We start from the raw sequence: 19,877 nt of genomic DNA on the forward strand, positions 1-19,877 counted from the left end.
ACAAGATACTAAAATATCTGCACAGAACCAAACAGATTGTAAGGTATGTGCAGATATTTTCTCTTAAAAAGGAAGGGAGGACTTTTTCAGTGCCCTCGTTTTAATCCACTCTCTTTTTTGCTACTTAATGCCTATTTGCTATTTTTTGCTATCATCTCATTAGCCGCATATTGTCTTGGATTTGCCCAGTCGTCAATCTTCTGATAAAGCAGATCGAACAGGGAGCGGCGTGTCACCATGAAGTGTGCACTGGCGGTCATACCTTTTTTCAGCTTTCCTATCTGTCCGTTTTTCAGTGTCAGGTAATCTTGTTCCATTTCACATTTCACTTTATAGAAAGAGTTGCCTTGATTGTCCGTCAGGAAGTCGGAGGAGATTTCTTTTACCTTTCCGGGTAGTGTGCCCCATTCGTTATAATTGAAAGATTCCACTTGTATATTGACCGGCATACCTATGTTCATAAAACCGATATTCCGGGGAGTGACGTATACTTCGAGGCAGAGTGTGGAGTCGGGACTGATTACTGCCAGTGATTGTCCGGCTTGAATGCTACTTCCCCGATATATGCCGGAGAACTGGTCGAGCGTGCCGTCTACCGGACTGCGGACGATATACATATCTTGGTCTTTTACCTCTTGCTTGAGGCTGGTACTCATCTCATTGCGTGAATTGCGGTAGCTGTTCAAGTCAGCTTGCCAGGTGCTAAGTTGACTCTGTGTCAATGAAGCCAGTTCGTTTTGCTGGGTTTGATATTGATAGTAGTATTTGTCATATTCTTCTTCTGAAATTACTTTCTTTTCAAACAATGTTTTGTTGCGTTTATACTCTTTTTCCGCTTGTGCCAGGGAGGTTTCAAGTTCTTTCTTCTTTTTGGTGAAGTAAGTGTACTCCTGCTGGCGGACCGGAGAGCGGAATGTGGCAGGATGCTCGCCTTTTGCCAGATATGCCAAGTCGGCAAGATGTGCCTCGTAATCATTCAGACGGTTAGTCTGGTAGTTGATTTTGTAGTCGGAACTGTTTGTGCGGAAACGCAGAAGGATATCGCCCTTGCTGACTTGTTCGCCTTCGCGAACATAAACAGAGTCTACCAGTTCTGTGATAGCTGATTTAATTTCAGTCTTTTCCGTTACGGGGCGAACTACTCCACTGCCTTGTACGGAAATGTCTACATAAATAAAGGGAAGTGCGATCATGGTTGCCGTAATGGCTAATAGAACGACCCAATAAATAATCTGGGACTTTGTGGTGTGCTGATAGATATACGTCTCAAGACTGTTTTCTATCCATTCGTTCGGTAATAACATATCTTTCTGTTTTTAATGATTAATACTTTTCTCTTTTTCTGTGAAGCAAAAGTACGGGGTTGACGGCGGAAGATAGGTTATAGGTATGTTATCGCTATGTTAAATAGTTCGTGAGTTGAATTATATGTTTTTACTTCATTTAATACAGTCATCCGGCTCAGAACTTTAAGCAATAATGCCGAAGAGCCTGTTCCGGAAAGAAAGCGAAGTGACTGAAAAACCAGGAATATAGTCGCAAAAAGTCATCAGAATAGACTATAAACTTACAACTACTGTTTTTAGAGAGTATAAAATAAGGACTTATCCACCGGATTTCTGTCTTTATATGCAGTATATTTACATCTTTTTTACCGAATATGGAGAATTGAATCTCCGTATCTATATATCTTACAAGTCAGTTCTCTATATCCGGTGCGTTCGGTCTCTATTTCCTGTGCGTTGGATATAAAGATCCAACACATTGGATGTTGATATCCTGTAGATAGTATCTTAATACTTGGCACATTGCTTGTTCCGATGCAGCAGATTGCTTGTTATTTTATTGTAGAATAATTGTACGTATTTCTGTATCGAACTGTAGAATAGCAGATTGCGGATTTTTATTCCCGTCTTTCCTTTGCAACGTCCTTCTGGGCGTAAAGAAACGATTCTCAGAGGACTGATAATACAAAATGTCAGAATAATACTCAGGTTCCATCCGAAATAGTAATGAACTTTTCACCACAGAGTAACACAGAGTATCACGGAGTTCTATTCTTTTGATTTCAAATCGATTAAACTCTGTGATACTCTGTGTTACTCTGTGGTGAAAAGATTCATAACCGAAAAGGATATGAATTAATTCCGCCAACAGGTTGCCTTATTGTTTTTGAAGAGCACTTATTGTTTTACCAACTTCTTTTCCGCCGTAATAGAATAAACAGAATATAGCTGCTGCACACCCTATAATAATGAGGTATCTAAAAAAGTCATTTCCTGCTTCATAAATTGCTACAACACTACTATTACTGTTTTGACTACAACCTACGTAAACTCCAGCTAAAAAAATAACGCTAGCTGTTGCAATAGCTAATGCTTTGCCTGATACGGCTGCTCCGAGTCATTCAATGGTTTTACCATGTACTTTTCATTCTTTTTCATAACTGTGTTTGATTTTTATTTGTTAATACTGATAATACTTTTGGTAAGTATGGGGCGTTACAAATATACTGGTTAAGCTGGTGCTTTCGCTGTAATTGTAACAGTCACCATACGTATTGATGCATTCTTCTAAAGTTAATGCTTTCATCGGTTTTCTTGTGTATCGTTTCTGTAAAGTGTTTGCTCTTGTAGGTTTAGAAGTCAAGCATTTTGAAGTATTCTCTGATTTCTCCATTTTTTAGGGTATTTCCGGTGCATCTTACTTTTTCCTCCTATATTCAATAGTAGCGAAGTGAAGTCTCAATTACCTATAAGTAATTTTTAAGGTGAATCTATGCACCGAAATTTCGGGTGATCGTTTATTGCATTATTGCGTTATATAGCATGATAATGCCACTTATTCCTACATAAATAAGTAAAAATAATCGTTCTCTTTTTAAACGTTGGATTTCTTTTTCTAACTTTTTCTCTTTGTTATCCATTTTCTATAATTATTAAAAATATGATTATTCGACTTTTTCTTATTGCTCGTTTTCTTTGAGTGGAAATCACAAATACTCATTATATAAAGCTTTTATTTCAAGCTGGGGAAAATAAGGGAGTAATAGACTTCAACGAATAAATAGGTTATCCCTTTTTTATTATGAGAAGAATGCAACTCATACAGATGGAACCTGCTATTTTGTATAAGTCTCCATACAGTCCGCAAAAAGCAATCCCGAATATGATGATTGTCAGCAACTCTTTTGTTGATAATCTTCTCTCAAAGAATAGATGAGAGATGAAAAAGGTAGTCAGCAGAAACACCATACCGTAAAGAATATCACCAATGTGGTGGTCATTCGGAATAGCTGTTTTACTTATATACCTCTTATCGCTTGGTGGGAAAAAACGGCTGATACCCACCCACTCAAAACGGTGATATCCGTTCACTTTTTATCATTATCAGCCATGTGCGGCAAAATTAGTTATTTTTTTCTCATACTTTCACCTTTTAGCTCAAAACGTATGCCTGTATGTACGATTCTGTCCAAAATGGCATCTGCCGCTGTGGTATTTACCCCTCCAGTATATCATACCAGTGTGCTACTGGTAACTGACTGATAACAGAAATAGGCTTCTTTAATCAACCGTGCGTTCCGGTTCTCTTTGCGTGTGTCCCGCTCTGCCTGCAGCAAGAGTTGCAAGCCGGGACCGTGCGGATGCCGTTGTAAGAACTCCGAAGTTTATCTATGTTTTTGAGTTCAAGTTGAACGGCACTGCGGAGGAAGCCCTGAAACAGATTGACGAAAAAGGCTACCTGATACCTTATCAGGCGGATGGACGCGAAGTGATAAAGCTCGGTGTGGAGTTGCGCCGAAGAACGCAATATTAGTCGTTGGCTCAGTGAAATTCCTTGAATCTTGCTTTAGGAGTAACTTTTCCAGTTAGAATAGGTACATATACCACTTATGATAATGGCAATGATTGCAAATCCGCTTGAACGGGTTATCAGAGCGGTTATCTGACGATAAAAGGTTTTGATGAGCGTTTCCGCAGCTACCTGTTGGAGTTTCCTAACGATGAAGTGCGTTATGGTTTTGTGGATTTTCTTGTGCCTTGAAACAGATTGATGAAAAAGGCTACCTGATACCTTATCAGGCGGATGGACGCGAAGTGATAAAGCTCGGTGTGGAGTTCAGCTCCGAGGACGCAATATTAGTCGTTGGCTTAATGTGATTCCTTGAATCTTATTTGGAAATTGTACTATTGTATGATTTTACTTCATTTTAAACGCCAGTTTAAAATGAAGTAAGTACATATACCACTTATAATAATGGCAATGATGTCATATAAATCAAAAGTACCGTGTATATTCAGAAGACCCAACAGTTCATAGAATATATATGTTAATGTGATTATAAGAGTGAGTTTCCCAATAGAATATTTATCAGTAAATCCATAAAACAATAAAGTTGCGGCAGGCACGCAAACGATGCTTCCAATAGTGTCGGCAATATGAAAATCGTATATATGATTTTCATATATGTAAGGGCGATACGTATGTGATAGGATTAATCCTATTATCCCAATTAAAATTCCTAATATTATATACTTTTTATTTATCATACAATTTGAATTTTTAGATTATTTCTATATCAACCGTTTATAGGTTGATATAGAAATAATTGTTGTCATTAATTATATAAATGAACAGGATTCATTCCATTGTTATTTGCTACAGCTGGAGTCGTAAACGCTTTACCGACAAACCAATTAATCCAATAAGTCAGGGTAGACCCTCCATTGATATTTACCATTTCTAACAAAGACAGTTCTTCTATTTTGTTTTTCATACTCATATATTTTTAATGTTATTTAAAATTGCTGTTAGCTCCATCTCGGAAACCATCAATACAGTCACCCGGCTCATTTATACATTCCCAAATAAAGTTGACGGCTAATGTACCAAGGACGACTAAAACAAGGCCACCGCCATTTGTTTCCTTCATTTCTTGCAGACTCATTTCTTGCATCATTGCATTTCCTTTTAAATTCTTCATAATCTTCTTTTTTTTAATTGTTAATAATATGTGTTTAATTATTTGTTATGTAAATATTCCCATTTGAGCAAAAGCTACATTTACTCTTTTATGATTGCATCAAATACTCTTTGTAGTACTTCTAAAGGGATCAATGGTCCGACAATGGGTGATATTATGATACCGCCACTTACACCTTTCATTTCACTGATACCCATTTCTTGTACCAATTCAATTCTTTTTAAATCTTTCATAATTCATTTTTTAATTGTTACTAAAATAGTGTTTGTTATCAACAGAGTAGAACCTTACCAGAATTTAGTGAAGTCCTCTTCGCGGGGCTTCTTAAAAGGATTCAGCTTCTCTTCATTAAGAATATCAAGCGGGCTACGGGTATCTACAAATCCTCCCGATACATTTCTCTGTTCTTTCTCATTCAATGGTTTTACCATGTACTTTTCATTCTTTTTCATAACTGTGTTTGATTTTTTATGTTAATACTTATAATACTTTTGGAAAGTATGGGGCGTTACAAATATACTGGTTAAGCTGGTGCTTTCGCTGTAATTGTAACAGCCGCCATACGTATTGATACATTCTTCTAAAGTTAATACTTTCATCGGTTTACTATGTGTCTTGTGTTGTTATGTCATCTATATCCTCCTTTAGAAACAGGATACGAAGTCTTTTTTTATAAAGATTTGCTCAAAGATTCCTGGAGTTCTCGGGCAATGGCCATGTGCTGGTATACCATTAGTTTCATCATATACGGTCATTCCACAATAGGGACAGCAGCCACCGTTCACATTTTCTTGTTCTTTCTCACTCAATGATTTTACCATGTACTTTTCATTCTTTTTCATAACTGTGTTTGTTTTCATAATTCTACTTATTAATTAATTGTTTGTAATATGTTTTTTTTGCATTTGTATGATATTGCAAAGTTAAGTGCTTTATAACTGTGGTTGTGTTATTGTTTTGTTATCATTATGTTAATAATTAAATGTGGTTGGAGAAATTTTTGCCCATATCCGTATGACAGGTATCATCGGTAGGAAAGAAAGGATTGTTCTCTCCATATATTCCTTTAAAAAGTTTGTTCATTTGGCAGTTGCTGCATCCGCCATTTACATTTCTCAGTTCATTTGCGCTAAGCGCTTTCATTGTGTTTGTCTTCATAATAATTGTTCTTTTAGTTATTAAATTGTTTATAAATATTTCTTTTATTTCTTGTTGATGTTGCAAAGTTAAGCGGTTTCTTTCAGTGCTTATGTTATTGCTTTGTTATCGTTATGTTAATTAATTCTTGTTGTTTTGTTGAGGGTTTGCTTAGTACATTTAATGATTCGGGCAATCTCTCGAACGGGCATTAAAGTTTAAAAATCTCTTGCTCTCCATATGCTCTCTTTTTTTAGTTTGTTACTTTGTTTCTTAATTGATGTTGCAAAGATAAGTGGTTTGTTTCTCTACTTATGTTATCACTTTGTTATCGCTATGTTAATATTTTCTTGCTGTGTCTTGAAGAATTCATTTGGTATATTATATAAGGTACATACTTTAGAACCTCCTAAGATTTGTTTGGTTTCCCAAACATCCAAATCATTTAGATACTTCTTACTTTTCATAACTGTTCTTTATTAAGTGTTACTCTTGTTTTTGATTGATGTTGCAAAGCTAAGCGGCTTTTCTCAATACTTATGTTATTACTCTGTTATCGGAAGGTTAATATTTGCTGAAGAAGCTAATGTCCTAACCATAATCCATTCTCCATTAACAAGTACCCATTTATATGCACCACCATAAATTGTCATTTTTTCTTCCTGCGTTAATTCTTTTGTAAGCTGTTTCATAATTTATAATTTTTAGTTATTTCTTTGTTATTAGTTTGATGTCGCAAAGGTATGGCTGTTTTTTCTAATAAAATGTTATCTAAATGTTATCCATTATTATCTGAATGTTATTATCTTTGCAAAAAAATGTATGAATAGAAAACATATTATATTATTTACAGTCTTAGGATTAATAGCTATATTATCATTACAAACGATATGGCTATATAATACTTTTGTACTGGTTAGAAATAATATATATGAAGAAACTAATAAAGTTTTAGATGAAGCATTAACTGAAGCTATTGCAGATTTCAGTAAGTTAGGCGTTCCTGAGGGGACGGCAATCTCGTCTGGACCTATAAATGATTCAATACCGGCAAACACTTATTTTTATGAAGGTTTGTGGAAGTTAGGAATTGAGATTTCTTTGAGTGATATTGACTCTCTTACTAATGACTTGTTAAATAGGGCTGGGGTGGAAAGTGATTTTTTTTTCATGTTGGGTTAATCCCCAAAATGGAGAGATTTACCAAAAGAGTAAACTACAAACTATAGCTGTTTGGGGAGCTATTAAGTCTGAGATAATCCCTGTACGAACTGATTTGTCACTTGGAATACAGCTAATTTTAACAAATCCTTATTGGACTATCTTTGAGCGTATGAGCCTCTTAATGATAGCGACTGCCATCATGATGATAATGGTAATCACCTGTATCATCTACCAGATCAAGATTATCATCCGTCAGGACAAGATAGCTAAAGTTCGCGAAGATTTCTCTTATGCTATGATCCATGATATGAAAACTCCTCTTAGCTCCATTTTGGCTTGTACAAGTCTTTTGCATAGTGGCAAGACGGAGAGCACTCCTCAACTAAGGGAGCGATATTTTTGTATTATAGAGGATGAGACCGGACATTTGCTAAATTTGGCAAATAAGGTTCTGACCATTTCTAAGTTGGAGAGCCATAAACTGGAAATGGCTAAAATTACATTTCAGTTGAAGCCTATGGTAGAAGACTTAATAGAGAAGTTCTCCGCTAAGTGTGCCAAACCGCTACATTTCACTTTAAATTTGCAGGCAGAAGAGGTGCATGGTGATGAAGAGTACCTGAAAGAGGCTATCAGTAATCTGATAGATAACGCTATTAAATATTCATACCAGACGGTTGATATAAGTATAAGTTCGCTTAATAATGCTACCCATACTCTTATTAAAGTACGTGATAACGGTATTGGTATCTCAGAAAAAGATGTGAAGCATATCTTTGAGAAGTTTGAACGTGCTTCGGCTTTTAAACGTTCCAGACTTGGCAAAGTAGCAGGTTTCGGATTGGGGCTAAATTACGTTTATCAGGTGATGGAGGCTCATGAGGGAAGCGTGACAGTGAATAGCATAGAAAAGGAATTCAGTGAATTCACCTTATATATACCATTAAAGACGAATGACTTATGATTAGATTATTGGTTGTAGAAGACGACCCTACTTTGCTTTATATTGTGCAAAGCGGATTGCAGGAAATTATTGGGGGATATGAAGTTTTTACGGCAACCAATGGCGCCGAAGGGCTGAAGGCATGGAAAGAACATCATCCGGATATCATTATGTCCGATGTGGATATGCCGGTAATGGATGGTTATGAAATGGTGGCGCGTATCCGTGAAACGGATGGTGATACGCCTATTCTGTTCGCTTCGGCCATGAGCTCGCCGAAGGATGTGACGAAAGGTTACGATATAGGAGTGGACAACTACGTAAAGAAACCTTTTGTTCCTGATGAACTGGATGCTCATATTCGTTCATTGCTTAGAATGAAGGAAGGGGCAAAGTCGCGTAATGAAACCGACCATTGCAGGATGGGTAAATATTTGCTGGACACCAAACATGCTACTTTGCGGGATGATAAAACCGGTTCTATCAAAGTGTTGACCATCAGGGAAGCGAAGATTATACATTTGCTTTATGAAAATAGAGGCGAAACGGTGAATAGAAGTGCTATACTCAGCCGTTTCTGGGAAACGGAGGATGATTACTTTGCGTCACGCAGTCTGGATGTATTTATGAGTAAAATACGAAAGTATCTGGAAGATGAACCCTGTGTCGAAATAAAGACAGTGAGAGGGGTAGGATTTATGATGCTGTTGGATTGCATATAGCGTTTCCTTATTTGGCTATTCCGTCGACAAAACCTCCCCTTTCGTAGATTTTATTTTCAGCTCTTCTTTCTCTCCCTTACATTTGCATCGTAATAAAAAAAATGACGCAAAATGAAAAGTACCGGAAGATTATGGTTATTAGCTGTATGTCTGTTGTGTGGACTGGTCTGCATGCAAGCGCAGGAACAGGAAAAGAAGCAATTGCCTCGTGAAGTTCCCTCACCGGAAAAGGCCGCCCGTAAAATGACGGACCGGATGAAAGAAGAACTGCAACTGACAGACAAGCAATATGACAAGCTGTACAAACTGAATCTGAAGGAGCAACAAGAACATTTTGCAACCATGGCTGAAAGAGGAAGCGGCCAGCGTCCTTCAATGGGAGGGCGTCCCGGTATGGGCGGTGGTCGTCCGCCGATGGGAGTTCCGGGTGAACGTCCTGCAATGGGAAAGGACAATGTGGAGAAGATGCAGAAAGCTGCTGCCAAGAAGGAAAAGAAGATCAAGAAAATCCTGACGACGGAGCAATACGCCAAGTGGCAGGAAATGTGCCAACCACAAGAACCACCCCAGCCACAGGATCATCCTCACAAACCAAATCTGTAGAGACTCTCTCTAAATAGCGTTTTTTCATGTATTATTGACTGTGCCGTTCCACCCCCGTGAGGGGAGGGGACGGTTTTCTTTTTATGGGAATCTTTATCAGATATATTTTTTCTATATCTTTGCATCACTGATAATCTAATATGGAAAACATAACAATGAAATTGTCAACGATCAAAGTGATAAGACTTTTGCTGTTTATTGTCTTACTGCTTAATTTCCCGCTTCATGCACAAGATCACTATGCGTTTACTCCCATTGATTGCAGTGACGGACTTTCGGGTAACAGAGTCCGCAATATCATTCAATTGCGGGATGGGCGCATTGCAATCAATGCCAATGAGATCGTCAGCATCTACGATGGGACTTCTTTTCAATATTTTCATTATAATAAAAGTAACATAATTCCTCTTAATGACTACGTTGGGCATCATCGCATTTATGTGAATGAGGACTATATTTATATCAAAGACTGGTATAAGCTAATGGCCATCAACGTCAATGAAGAACGCTTTGAACAGCATTTGGACGATCTGTTTAAGTCTTATGGTGTAAAGGGGGCGTTGGTGAACTTCTTTGTGGATGAGTCAGGTAATTATTGGATGCTGACGGATGATGATGTACTGCTGTACAGGGATTATGCCGGGGGAAAGACAGTTGAGTTTCTGAAGGATGTTTCAATGAACGGAGATATGCGTGACAGGCTTCTGGACATAGCGGTAGTAAACCGGCAAGTTTTCTTGTTCTACAATTCAAGCCTCATGGTCTGTTATGATCTGGAAACATCCAGGGAGTTATACCGGGAATATGCACTGGTTGAAAAGCAGGATAGGTCTGCTACCCTGTTGGTTGTCCCCCGGGGAAAGTACTTGTACTATTTGATGAATGGGCGAAAGACTGAAGCTTTACGGTTTGATATTGAACTGCGTAAGTGGGAAGTAATATTAGAGACTGAATATAGGCTGAATGTGCTTTCTGTAGGTAAAGAGCACGATATATGGATAACCAGTCAGGCCGGCTTGTGGGTATGTGACGAAAAACTGCAAAACAAACAATTCATCCCTACGCTGGAATTTGTAGATGGTAAAGAGATAAAAACGGAAGTCAGCACAGTCTTTAATGATAACCAGGGAGGAACTTGGATCGGGACTTTGGACAGGGGAATATGTTATTACCATCCTAACCGCTTTAAATTCAAAAATATAGGTAAAGTGTTCTTCCCTAATATTGATCAGAATGGGGAAGTTAGTGTGTCGTGTTTTGTAGAGGATACTCATGGCGAAATCCTGGTAGGTACCCGCCAGGGACTTTTACGGTACTCTTTATCTGAGAGCAAATTGTCTGTTGAGGCAGGATTACCCCGCAATTTACGGTGCAATGGGTTAACTAAAGATAGCCGGCAGCGGATATGGCTTTCATCGGTTGAGGCATTATTCTGCATTCAGAATGGAAAGAGCAGAAGTTATCCTGTACGTGATGTGGCGAAGGTATTTGAAGCACCGGATAAGAACCTGTATATCTGTTCATATATAGATGGCCTGTGTCTTTTGAATCCTGATACCGGAGAACTTAAGAAGATAGCAGAAAGTGAAGGACGACAAATCAACTCCGTTTCACAGATCAGGAATTATAAAGAGGGTATGCTGATAGGAATCTGTAATTTAGGGCTGTTTACCTATGATTATAAAAATCAGGTTCTGACGGCACCGGTGTTTAAAGATAAAAAGGCTTGGCAAGATTTCTATGATATCCATCGTTATTCTGATTTGTACGTAGATAGCCGTAATCTGATTTGGCTTGCCACACAGGATGGCCTGATAGTCTGGAATCCGAAGAATGAAGAGATCAGGATGTTTTATATGGAAAACGGCCTGGTAAACAATAGTATACAGGCAATATCTGAAGATCGTCACCACGTGATGTGGATTACCACTTCTTATGGAATATCTTGTGTGAATGTAGTTCAGGAAGGGGGAAGAACAGAATACTCTTTCTCCAACTTTAACCATAGTGATGGAGTGATAGAACGGGAATTCCTGGAAAGATCCGTATATGTAACGAAGGATGATGTGATTCTGATGGGAGGAATTGATGGTTTCAACGAATTCGGAATTAATAAACTGCCTCCGGTGAAACAGGATATGAAGCCTCTTTTCGTGAGCTTTCATCTTTTCGGGAAAAAGGTGGAGATGGATAAGGCTTATGATGGCAATATACTATTGAGCGAGCCTGTAAGCGCAACTCAAAAGATTATCTTGAATTATGACCAGAACTTTGTATCGTTTGATTTTTCTGCGTTGAATTATATCAATAGATCACAGACTCACTATCGCTATCGGCTGAAGGGGCTGGATAAGGAGTGGCACGAAATAGTTTCTCCTACAGGGACCGGAACTGCCTCTTATGCCAATCTTCCTTCGGGTACGTATAATCTGGAAGTATATGCGGCAAACAACAGTAAGCAGTGGGGAAGTAGCTGTGCAACTATACAAATCATTGTAAAGGACCCGTATTGGAAAACTCCTTTGGCTTATTTTATTTATTGCCTGTTGATTGCCCTTGCCATATATTGGGCCCTTTCCAGTTATTTGCGAATGAATAAGAGGAAGTTGCAAAAAGCTCAGGAAGAAGAACTGAATCAAATGAAATTCCGCTTCTTTACCAATATAAGCCATGAATTCCGCACCCCCCTGACTCTGATTATAACCCCATTGGAATCTCTTATTAAGGAAGTCGGCGACATAGCCCTGAAAAAGAGATTACAATCCATTTACCGTAATTCCAAAGAACTGTTGAACCTCGTCAATCAATTGCTGGACTTCAGACGTTTGGAAGTTCATGGAGAGAAACTGTTTCTTGTTAAGGGGAATATAGCGGAGTTTGTTTCTTCGGTAAAATCCTCTTTTGATTATCTGGCTCAGGAAAAAGAGATTTCTTTTGAGATAGATGATAAGATTGCAGAAGATTTATATATAAGTTTCGACCGTGAGAAGATACAAAAGGTACTGAATAATCTATTGTCTAATGCATTCAAGTTCACACCTGTAGGAGGTATGGTGACGATAACTCTCGATACCTGTAAGGAACCGGACGGGGTACAGTATTTCCGTCTTTGCGTGAAAGATACCGGAGCAGGGATTCCACGAAAGAATCTTTCCCATATTTTTGATCGTTTCTATCAGGTGAAAGAGGAAGAAGATAAAATAGGTAGTGGAATCGGTCTTCATCTGGTGAAAGAGTATGTAGAATTGCATTCCGGAAAGATAGAAGTGGAGAGTGAAGTAAATAAAGGCAGTTTGTTTACTGTATATCTACCTGTGCGTACTGATGTAGAAGTGGATACAGAGTTACCGGAAGAGGAAGATACTTTCATCGGGGATGAATTGAACCCTGATGCGGAAAGTGATCAGGACCTGCAAACGGATAAAGAGTACACCATACTTTTAGTTGAAGATAATAAAGAATTCCGGCATTACATGTTTGAACTGCTTTCCAAGAAATACAATGTATTGGAGGCCGGTGATGGTGAAGAAGGAGAACGGATTGCCACTACAAAGTTTCCCGATTTGATAATCAGCGATATCATGATGCCGAAAGTGGATGGACTGGAGTTATGTAAACGCATCAAGTCCAATATACAGGTGTCGCATATCCCTGTCATATTACTGACTGCCCGTTCTACGGACGAAAGTAAATTGTTCGGGTACGAATCCGGTGCGGATGAATATATATCCAAACCGTTTAATCTGGATATTCTGTTATTGAGAATCCGGAAACTGATAAACGAAGAGAAAGCCCGTCAGAAGTCTTTTTCACAGGGAATAAATATTAATCCGGGAGAGGTTACCATCACTTCTATTGATGAACAGTTTATAGAGAAGGTCTGCTCATTGATTCAAAAGAATATAGATAATCCTGAATATTCGGTAGAAAAGCTGAGTGCCGATGTTGGGATGGAACGTACAGTACTATATCGTAAATTGAATGCTATTGCCGGTCAGACTCCTTCTGATTTTATTCGTTCCATCCGATTGAAGCATGCTGCTCAATTACTGAATAAAGGATATCAGGTAGGTGAAGTGGCCGATATGGTTGGTTTCAATACTCCTAAATATTTTACAAAGTACTTCAAACAGGCGTTTGGTGTAACGCCTTCTCAATATAAGACTAATATGACTGGGGAGAATTGATTCATAACTGTAGGGTTATGAATCAGCTACGAGCTACAAACTACAAGTGCCTTTCGAAACATAGCGCAGCTACTTGTAGCTTGTAGCTCGTAACTAATTACTATGTTCCCTCCCCTCAAACCCTTGCCTGCTGTGCATTTTCCCTTTGAAAACAACGAAATGTACCCTAAAAAGCAACGAGCTGACCCCTACTCAGAGTCGCTTTCCCGGTACTTTTGCAATTGAAATAACCGAGTATTAACCCATAAATCAATTGCCATGGAAAATGCACCTTAAAAGTCGTATCATGTTTTTTACCTTTATTTCTAACTTTAATTGATTAACTGTTTTATGAATTATTTAATGCATGAAAAATCATAATCTGTTTTTAACACCAGATTACCGGTATCGTTTACCGGAATCTAATTTTAAGAAGCTAATACTTTCACTGATTATCCTTCTGAGTTTTGTTCATGTGGCAGCACAGAATAATATAAATATCAGTGGAACTGTTGTGGATGATCAGGGGGAAGCTGTGATAGGAGCCAGTGTAGTTGCTCAGAAAAGTAAGAATGGTACAATAACCGATGTGGAAGGTAATTTTAAACTGTCGGTTCGTTCTAATGATGTTTTGACTATCTCTTTTATAGGATATATCACCCAAACAGTTCCGGTGTCCGGTAAAAACAATATTGTTGTGACGCTGAAAGAAAATAGTATGTTGCTGGATGAAGTGGTAGTCACTGGTTTTGGACTTGCCCAGAAGAAGGCTTCCGTCACGGGTGCAATTTCTTCTGTGGGTGCACAGGAATTGGCTCATGCAAAGTCGGTAACGGCTACAGGTGCATTGGTAGGTAAGCTCCCTGGTGTAAACTTCCGTCAGGATAACGGACGTCCGGGTGCCGCTCCCAATATCCAGATCAGAAACATGGGAACACCCTTAATCATTATTGACGGTGTGCAGAAAGATTCCGGTAATCTGAATAACCTGGATTTCAATGATATCGAATCTGTTTCTGTATTGAAAGATGCTTCGGCGGCTATTTACGGTATGCAGGCCGCTAATGGTGTAGTAGTGATTACTACCAAAAGAGGACAGAAGAACCAAAAGTTGAAGGTCAATGTGAATGGGTATTATGGATGGCAGTTACCTTCCAACTATCCGAAACCGGCTTCTGCAGAAGATTATCTGGCGGCTATCATACAGACTGAAACTATAAATGGAACTCCGAGAACCGTTACGAAAGAAGAGTACCAGAAATGGGTGGATAAGGTTGACGAAGACCATACCTCCTTCGACTGGTATAAGTACATTTGGGTGAGTGCGCCGCAGTCTTATGTAAATGCAAATGTATCTGGTGGCACGGAGAAAGTCAGATATTACCTGAGCTTGGGTCATATCGATCAGGAAGGAAATATCAGAGGTTTTAATGGCTTCAACAGAACCAATATGCAGTCTAATATCGACATTGATATTACGAACAGGTTCAAAGTCGGTGTAGCAATCAACGGACGCATAGAGACTACCGATAATCCGGGATTGCCGGGCGACGACTATAATCTGCCTATCTATGGAGCTTATAATAACCTGCCGACTAAAAAGCCTTATGCCAATAATAATCCTAAGTATCCGGCTATATCGGCATCTTGGGCTCAAGACAGCTTCGGCTGGATGAATTACGAACATGCAGGCAGCTATAAGGATCAGTGGAAGGTTATTCAGATTAACGGTACTGCCGAATATGAAATACTGAAAGGACTGAAAGCAAGAGGACTGTTCAGCTATTGGCTGGCAAACAGAAGACAGTCGAACCGGGAATACTCCTATAAATTCTATGAGTATGACAAGGAGAGTGATGTCTACAATGTAGTGGAAACAGGTACGGCACGTTACACGGAAAGAAATATGGAGATGAAAGAAGAACTGACTTCCAATATTCAACTGTCGTATGAAAATACGTTTGCACTCCATCATGTGAATGCCGTTGTGGGCTTTGAGGCAAAGAAAGGCACTTATCCAAGAATGTATGCATTGGGAAATCCTCCGGCAAACGGAATCCCTTATATTGATAAAACCAGTCTGTCTAATTTTACCGATGGCATTGGTAACCCGCAAACACGTATGGGATATATAGGTCGCCTGAACTATGATTATGCAAATAAGTACATCATAGAATTATCCGGCAGATATGATGGTTCTTACAGGTATAAACGGGGTAAGCGTTGGGGATTCTTCCCGTCGGCTTCTATCGGTTACCGGGTTACGGAAGAGAAGTTCTGGCAGGATGTTGATTTCCTGAAAGACAATATCACCAATCTGAAAATCCGTGCTTCGTATGGTGTGTTAGGTGAAGAATTGGGTACGGCTTTAAGCCATATTGTAGGCTATAATTATAATGACGGTGGTGCTGTGATTGACGGCGGGCTGGTTACCGGCAGTACTGTTACGGGATTGGCAACCGATAATATTACATGGGGCAAATCGAAGATACTGAATATCGGTATTGATTTGGGTTTCCTGGATAATCGCCTAAATGCTTCTTTTGACTATTTCAACAGAGATCAGACCGGATTGCTGGCAAGCCGTTATGATGTGCAGATTCCGGAAGAAGTGGGATTCTCATTGCCTCAGGAAAACCTGAACTCTAATTATGCCAGAGGATTCGACGCCTCTGTGAACTGGAGAGACCGCATTGGAGATGTGAATTATATGATAGGAGGTAACGCTACGTATTCACGCTGGTATGTTGGAGACCGGTATAAGCCCAGATTCTCCAGCGAATGGCAGAAGTTCCGTTATCAGGCAGGAAATATAAAGGGACGTTATACGGATGTGGAGTTCTCGCTCGTCTCGGATGGACAATTCCAGAGTTGGGAGGAGATTGCAAACCATTCTGTTGACCAGGACCATCAGGGAAATATTACGTTGAAACCGGGTGATGCCAAATATAAGGATATGAATGGTGACGGTCTGATAAATGATGCCGACTGGCGTCCGATAGGCTATCGTAAAGGAGGAACACCGTGGGTGAACTTTGCATTTAATCTGGCTCTGGACTGGAAGGGAATTGACTTCCGTGCAGATTTTGTTGGAGCAACAGCCTATACATATGTTCAACAGGGATTCCTGAGATATTTCGATCCTAATAAGAATCTCTCCCAATACCTTTGGGATAACTCAACCAGACTTGTGGATATCTGGGATGCTGATAGTGGTTTTAATATCGGCAAATACCCGTTGGCTCTACGTACCCGGAATAACAGTGACTGCACACATTGGCCCAGTGATTTCTGGTATACCAATATGACTTATCTGAAGATGAGAAATGTGGAGATAGGTTATACTCTGCCTCAAAAGTGGACTTCAAAAGTCGGAATTTCCCGTTGCCGTTTCTATGTTTCAGGGCAAAACCTGTTCGCTCTGAAGAATATTGATATTGATATCGATCCTGAAATTACGGCGGAGAACGGTATGGCCTATCCGAATATGAAAGTAGTGAACTTTGGTTTTTCCGTTGATTTTTAATTACCTTTATACGCATCAAGATGACAAAAATAAAATTGATAATCATATCCGCCCTTTTCTTAATGGGGGCTGCCGGTTGTTCGGAATCCTTTTTGGATCAGGAACCTGAAAATGTGATACCTGAGAGTATGATTTATGAAGATAAGGAGCTTGTATTATCCGTACTTTCAAATTTGTATGGCAGAGTAAACTGGGGACAGAATAATGGGGATTTTGGGAGTTACGACCAGTTGGACGAAGCTAATAAATGCTATGGAAGTCCGTGGGTGATATTTACGGAGTATGATCGGAACTCATGGAGAGTCCGTGATTATGACTTTGTACGCCGGGTAAACTTGTTTTTACAGGGCGTCAGAGGCAGTAGTGCACTTCAGGAAAGTGAGAAAAAGGCTTTTGAGGGAGAGGCTCGTTTCCTGCGTGCCTGGCATTATTTCCACATGGCCCGTACTTTGGGCGGTATGCCGCTTGTTGGAGACCAGGTGTTTAATTATGAATCGGGAATAGATGTGGAAACCTATCAGGTGCCACGTTCCACAGAGGCGGGAATCTATGATTATGTAATCAGCGAATGTGATGAAATTGCCCGCCAGCTGACCGAACAAACGACTATAAATTCTGCCCGGGCCAATAAATGGGCGGCTTTAATGTTGAAGGCACGTGCTGCCGTGTATGCAGGCTCCATTGCAAATTATGGTAATAAGATTACTCCGACTCTGAAGACAGACAATGGAGAAGTCGGTATTCCGGCTGATTTGGCTACTAAATACTATGAGACTGCATTGGCTGCTGCTGAGGAAGTTATAAAGAACAGTCCTTATGAGTTGCAGATTTCCGATCCTCAGGATTTAGGATTGAGCTTTTATAAGGCTGTATGCCAGAAATCGAATAATAAAGAAGTTATTTGGGCTTTGGACAGATCTGTGACGGATAAGGTGACGACTAACTTCACAGCCTGGTGTATGCCTTTCTCTTTGAAAGATGGAATACAGGGAAATGCCTTGGGAGCACTTCTCAATTTAGTGGAATCTTTTGAAAACAGGGATGGAAGCAACTCCGAGATAAAGACGCATGATGATAATGGCAACTTTGTGTTTTATGATAATCCGGAAGAGCCTTTCGAAATGAAAGATGCCCGATTGTGGGGAACTGTGATATGGCCTAATGCACTTTATAGAAGTGAGCCGGTGGCTCTACAAGCAGGTTTGTTGATTAAGGATACAGAGAATCCGAACCAATGGAAAACAAAGATCAGTTCTTTAGGTGCAACCACTGAAGACGGGCAGCTAATCACTGCACTGGACGGACCATTGGCAACGGCAGGCGACAGATTTAATAAGACCGGTTTCTTGGTGCGTAAATTTCTGGATGAAGCTGCCAATGCAGGATCGGATACGCAGAATAGTGAGATGTGGTATCCCCGTTTCCGTTTCGCAGAGGCTTTGCTGATTGCAGCGGAAGCAGCTTATGAATTAGGGGGAGCGAACAAGGTGAAAGCCGTCGAATATATAAACAGAGTTCGTGCCCGTGGTGGAATTAAAGAATTGACGGAATCCACGATTACTTTTGAGTACATTGTGAATGAGTATAGGGTTGAGTTTGCCTTTGAAGATCATCGTTGGTGGGACTTGAAACGTTGGAGGCTTGCCCATACTGTATGGAATGGAGTCATTGACAGTCCGACTTCACAGATGTATTCCCTTTTCCCCTATAAGGTGTATGCACCCGGTTCGCCATATGATGGTAAATGGGCTTTCGAGAAAAACAGATCTTACATGGCGCCGAATGCAAGGAACTTCACCATGCGGTGTTATTACGGTTCGATTGATGATGGCTGGATTAACAAGAATCCGAAGCTGGTTAAGAACCCATTACAGTAATATAGTAACTAACGATTAGATTAAATAAAATGAAGAATATCAATAGCCTTATATTAATCCTTGGCTTGTTTCTGGTAACCGGTTGCGAGCTGGATAACTTCGATGAGCCTAAAAGTGAGTTTAAGGGCAGGTTTGTCTATGAAGGTGAAGCACTGCAATTAAGAGGGACTGCCTATGACAATGATTGCATGATGTATGCCTATCAGGAAGGACCTGAGTATGAAGATCGGGGAGCCATCAATTTGTTTGTTAACTCTGATGGAGAATTTAATTCTTTGATGTATAACGGCTTCTATCAGATTGTGTTGAGGCAGGACAGAGGTCCGTGGATTCCCCGGAAGGATACGATTGAAGTAAACATTAAAGGTAATCAGATATTGGATGTTGAGGTTACTCCTTATTTCCTTATCAAGGATACTGAGATTGATTTCCAGAATAAGGTAGTAAAAGTGAAATGCAAGATAAACCAGGTGGTTGAGACTGCTTCCATTGACAGGGCGGTGATCTATATATCCAAAACGAAGCTGGTGGATAATGTCGCGAAGATAGCGGAGAAGTCATTCACCAATCTGACTCCGGGTGAGCATGAATTCACTTTCGACCTGAGTGATAATGGAGTGACTGATGCTGCTAAGTTTTTATATGCAAGAGTCGGGGTTAAGGCACGGCAAGGAAATGATTATATATTTTCCGAAGTCATTCAACTGAGATAGATTATTTTCATTAGGTAATTCATAATATAAACAAGTAAA

At 39.6% G+C, this 19,877-nt stretch carries 19 protein-coding genes and 3 pseudogenes; 10 read left to right on the forward strand and 12 right to left on the reverse strand.

The window, feature by feature from the left end:
- Positions 1 to 131: 131 nt before the first annotated feature.
- The 4 genes and pseudogenes from BN161_RS06065 to BN161_RS31135 all read right to left on the reverse strand — a co-directional run.
- Positions 132 to 1,304, reverse strand: a complete 1,173-nt coding sequence (locus BN161_RS06065; protein ID WP_044263907.1) for an HlyD family efflux transporter periplasmic adaptor subunit — start codon at positions 1,302 to 1,304, stop codon at positions 132 to 134.
- A 1,499-nt stretch (positions 1,305 to 2,803) separates the two neighbouring features.
- Entirely contained in the window at positions 2,804 to 2,926 is a 123-nt protein-coding gene (locus BN161_RS30785) for a hypothetical protein (RefSeq protein ID WP_262483898.1), read from the reverse strand.
- A 145-nt stretch (positions 2,927 to 3,071) separates the two neighbouring features.
- Entirely contained in the window at positions 3,072 to 3,377 is a 306-nt protein-coding gene (locus tag BN161_RS31130; RefSeq protein WP_125910762.1) for a hypothetical protein, read from the reverse strand.
- 35 nt (positions 3,378 to 3,412) lie between these two features.
- Positions 3,413 to 3,546, reverse strand: a pseudogene (locus BN161_RS31135) (ATP-binding protein); the annotation flags it as partial.
- A gap of 81 nt (positions 3,547 to 3,627) precedes the next feature.
- On the opposite strand from BN161_RS31135, the pseudogene BN161_RS06070 reads away from it, so the two are divergent.
- A pseudogene (locus BN161_RS06070) lies at positions 3,628 to 3,844 on the forward strand (PD-(D/E)XK nuclease domain-containing protein); the annotation flags it as partial.
- Between the two features lie 89 nt (positions 3,845 to 3,933).
- A pseudogene (locus BN161_RS30385) lies at positions 3,934 to 4,171 on the forward strand (PD-(D/E)XK nuclease domain-containing protein); the annotation flags it as partial.
- A gap of 37 nt (positions 4,172 to 4,208) precedes the next feature.
- Here the strand turns inward: BN161_RS30385 and BN161_RS06075 are convergent.
- From BN161_RS06075 to BN161_RS29730, 8 genes are all read right to left on the reverse strand, one after another.
- Positions 4,209 to 4,553 (reverse strand): hypothetical protein, encoded by a 345-nt coding sequence (locus BN161_RS06075; protein ID WP_044263912.1) that lies wholly within the window; start codon positions 4,551 to 4,553, stop codon positions 4,209 to 4,211.
- Positions 4,554 to 4,621: 68 nt separating this feature from the next.
- Positions 4,622 to 4,780 (reverse strand): hypothetical protein, encoded by a 159-nt coding sequence (locus BN161_RS29715; RefSeq protein ID WP_167332497.1) that lies wholly within the window; start codon positions 4,778 to 4,780, stop codon positions 4,622 to 4,624.
- Between the two features lie 18 nt (positions 4,781 to 4,798).
- Positions 4,799 to 4,987 (reverse strand): hypothetical protein, encoded by a 189-nt coding sequence (locus BN161_RS06080; protein WP_044263914.1) that lies wholly within the window; start codon positions 4,985 to 4,987, stop codon positions 4,799 to 4,801.
- A gap of 80 nt (positions 4,988 to 5,067) precedes the next feature.
- Positions 5,068 to 5,220, reverse strand: coding sequence for a hypothetical protein (locus BN161_RS29720; RefSeq protein ID WP_167332498.1), 153 nt, complete (start codon positions 5,218 to 5,220; stop codon positions 5,068 to 5,070).
- A 54-nt stretch (positions 5,221 to 5,274) separates the two neighbouring features.
- Positions 5,275 to 5,439, reverse strand: a complete 165-nt coding sequence (locus tag BN161_RS29725; protein ID WP_167332499.1) for a hypothetical protein — start codon at positions 5,437 to 5,439, stop codon at positions 5,275 to 5,277.
- Positions 5,440 to 5,631: 192 nt separating this feature from the next.
- Positions 5,632 to 5,829: a hypothetical protein gene (locus tag BN161_RS06085; protein ID WP_044263916.1), complete on the reverse strand. Its 198-nt coding sequence runs from the start codon at positions 5,827 to 5,829 to the stop codon at positions 5,632 to 5,634.
- Between the two features lie 136 nt (positions 5,830 to 5,965).
- On the reverse strand, positions 5,966 to 6,145 hold the full coding sequence (locus tag BN161_RS06090) for a hypothetical protein (protein WP_044263919.1): 180 nt from the start codon (positions 6,143 to 6,145) through the stop codon (positions 5,966 to 5,968).
- Positions 6,146 to 6,669: 524 nt separating this feature from the next.
- Entirely contained in the window at positions 6,670 to 6,816 is a 147-nt protein-coding gene (locus BN161_RS29730) for a hypothetical protein (protein ID WP_167332500.1), read from the reverse strand.
- Positions 6,817 to 6,946: 130 nt separating this feature from the next.
- Here BN161_RS29730 and BN161_RS30390 point away from each other — a divergent pair, with 130 nt between their 5' ends.
- The 8 genes from BN161_RS30390 (at position 6,947) to BN161_RS06130 (ending at position 19,838) form a co-directional block, all read left to right on the forward strand.
- A complete protein-coding gene (locus BN161_RS30390) occupies positions 6,947 to 7,306 on the forward strand; it encodes a hypothetical protein (RefSeq protein WP_044263922.1) in 360 nt (119 codons plus the stop codon).
- A 151-nt stretch (positions 7,307 to 7,457) separates the two neighbouring features.
- Positions 7,458 to 8,252, forward strand: a complete 795-nt coding sequence (locus tag BN161_RS30395; RefSeq protein WP_244436427.1) for a sensor histidine kinase — start codon at positions 7,458 to 7,460, stop codon at positions 8,250 to 8,252.
- Positions 8,249 to 8,953: a response regulator transcription factor gene (locus BN161_RS06105; RefSeq protein ID WP_044263924.1), complete on the forward strand. Its 705-nt coding sequence runs from the start codon at positions 8,249 to 8,251 to the stop codon at positions 8,951 to 8,953. The genes BN161_RS30395 and BN161_RS06105 overlap by 4 nt, the downstream gene beginning before the upstream one ends.
- Before the next feature lie 111 nt (positions 8,954 to 9,064).
- Positions 9,065 to 9,556, forward strand: a complete 492-nt coding sequence (locus BN161_RS06110; protein ID WP_044263925.1) for a DUF4890 domain-containing protein — start codon at positions 9,065 to 9,067, stop codon at positions 9,554 to 9,556.
- Between the two features lie 140 nt (positions 9,557 to 9,696).
- Complete coding sequence (locus tag BN161_RS06115; RefSeq protein WP_044263927.1) at positions 9,697 to 13,743, forward strand: hybrid sensor histidine kinase/response regulator transcription factor; 4,047 nt, start codon at positions 9,697 to 9,699, stop codon at positions 13,741 to 13,743.
- Between the two features lie 346 nt (positions 13,744 to 14,089).
- Entirely contained in the window at positions 14,090 to 17,248 is a 3,159-nt protein-coding gene (locus tag BN161_RS06120) for a SusC/RagA family TonB-linked outer membrane protein (protein ID WP_044263929.1), read from the forward strand.
- Between the two features lie 20 nt (positions 17,249 to 17,268).
- The gene (locus BN161_RS06125) at positions 17,269 to 19,125 is read left to right on the forward strand and encodes a RagB/SusD family nutrient uptake outer membrane protein (RefSeq protein ID WP_044263931.1); all 1,857 of its coding nucleotides are present in this window, start codon (positions 17,269 to 17,271) and stop codon (positions 19,123 to 19,125) included.
- A 29-nt stretch (positions 19,126 to 19,154) separates the two neighbouring features.
- The gene (locus BN161_RS06130; protein ID WP_044263934.1) at positions 19,155 to 19,838 is read left to right on the forward strand and encodes a DUF3823 domain-containing protein; all 684 of its coding nucleotides are present in this window, start codon (positions 19,155 to 19,157) and stop codon (positions 19,836 to 19,838) included.
- Positions 19,839 to 19,877: the final 39 nt, after the last annotated feature.

Origin of the sequence: Bacteroides timonensis (genome assembly GCF_000513195.1) — a bacterium.
GTDB lineage: Bacteria > Bacteroidota > Bacteroidia > Bacteroidales > Bacteroidaceae > Bacteroides > Bacteroides timonensis.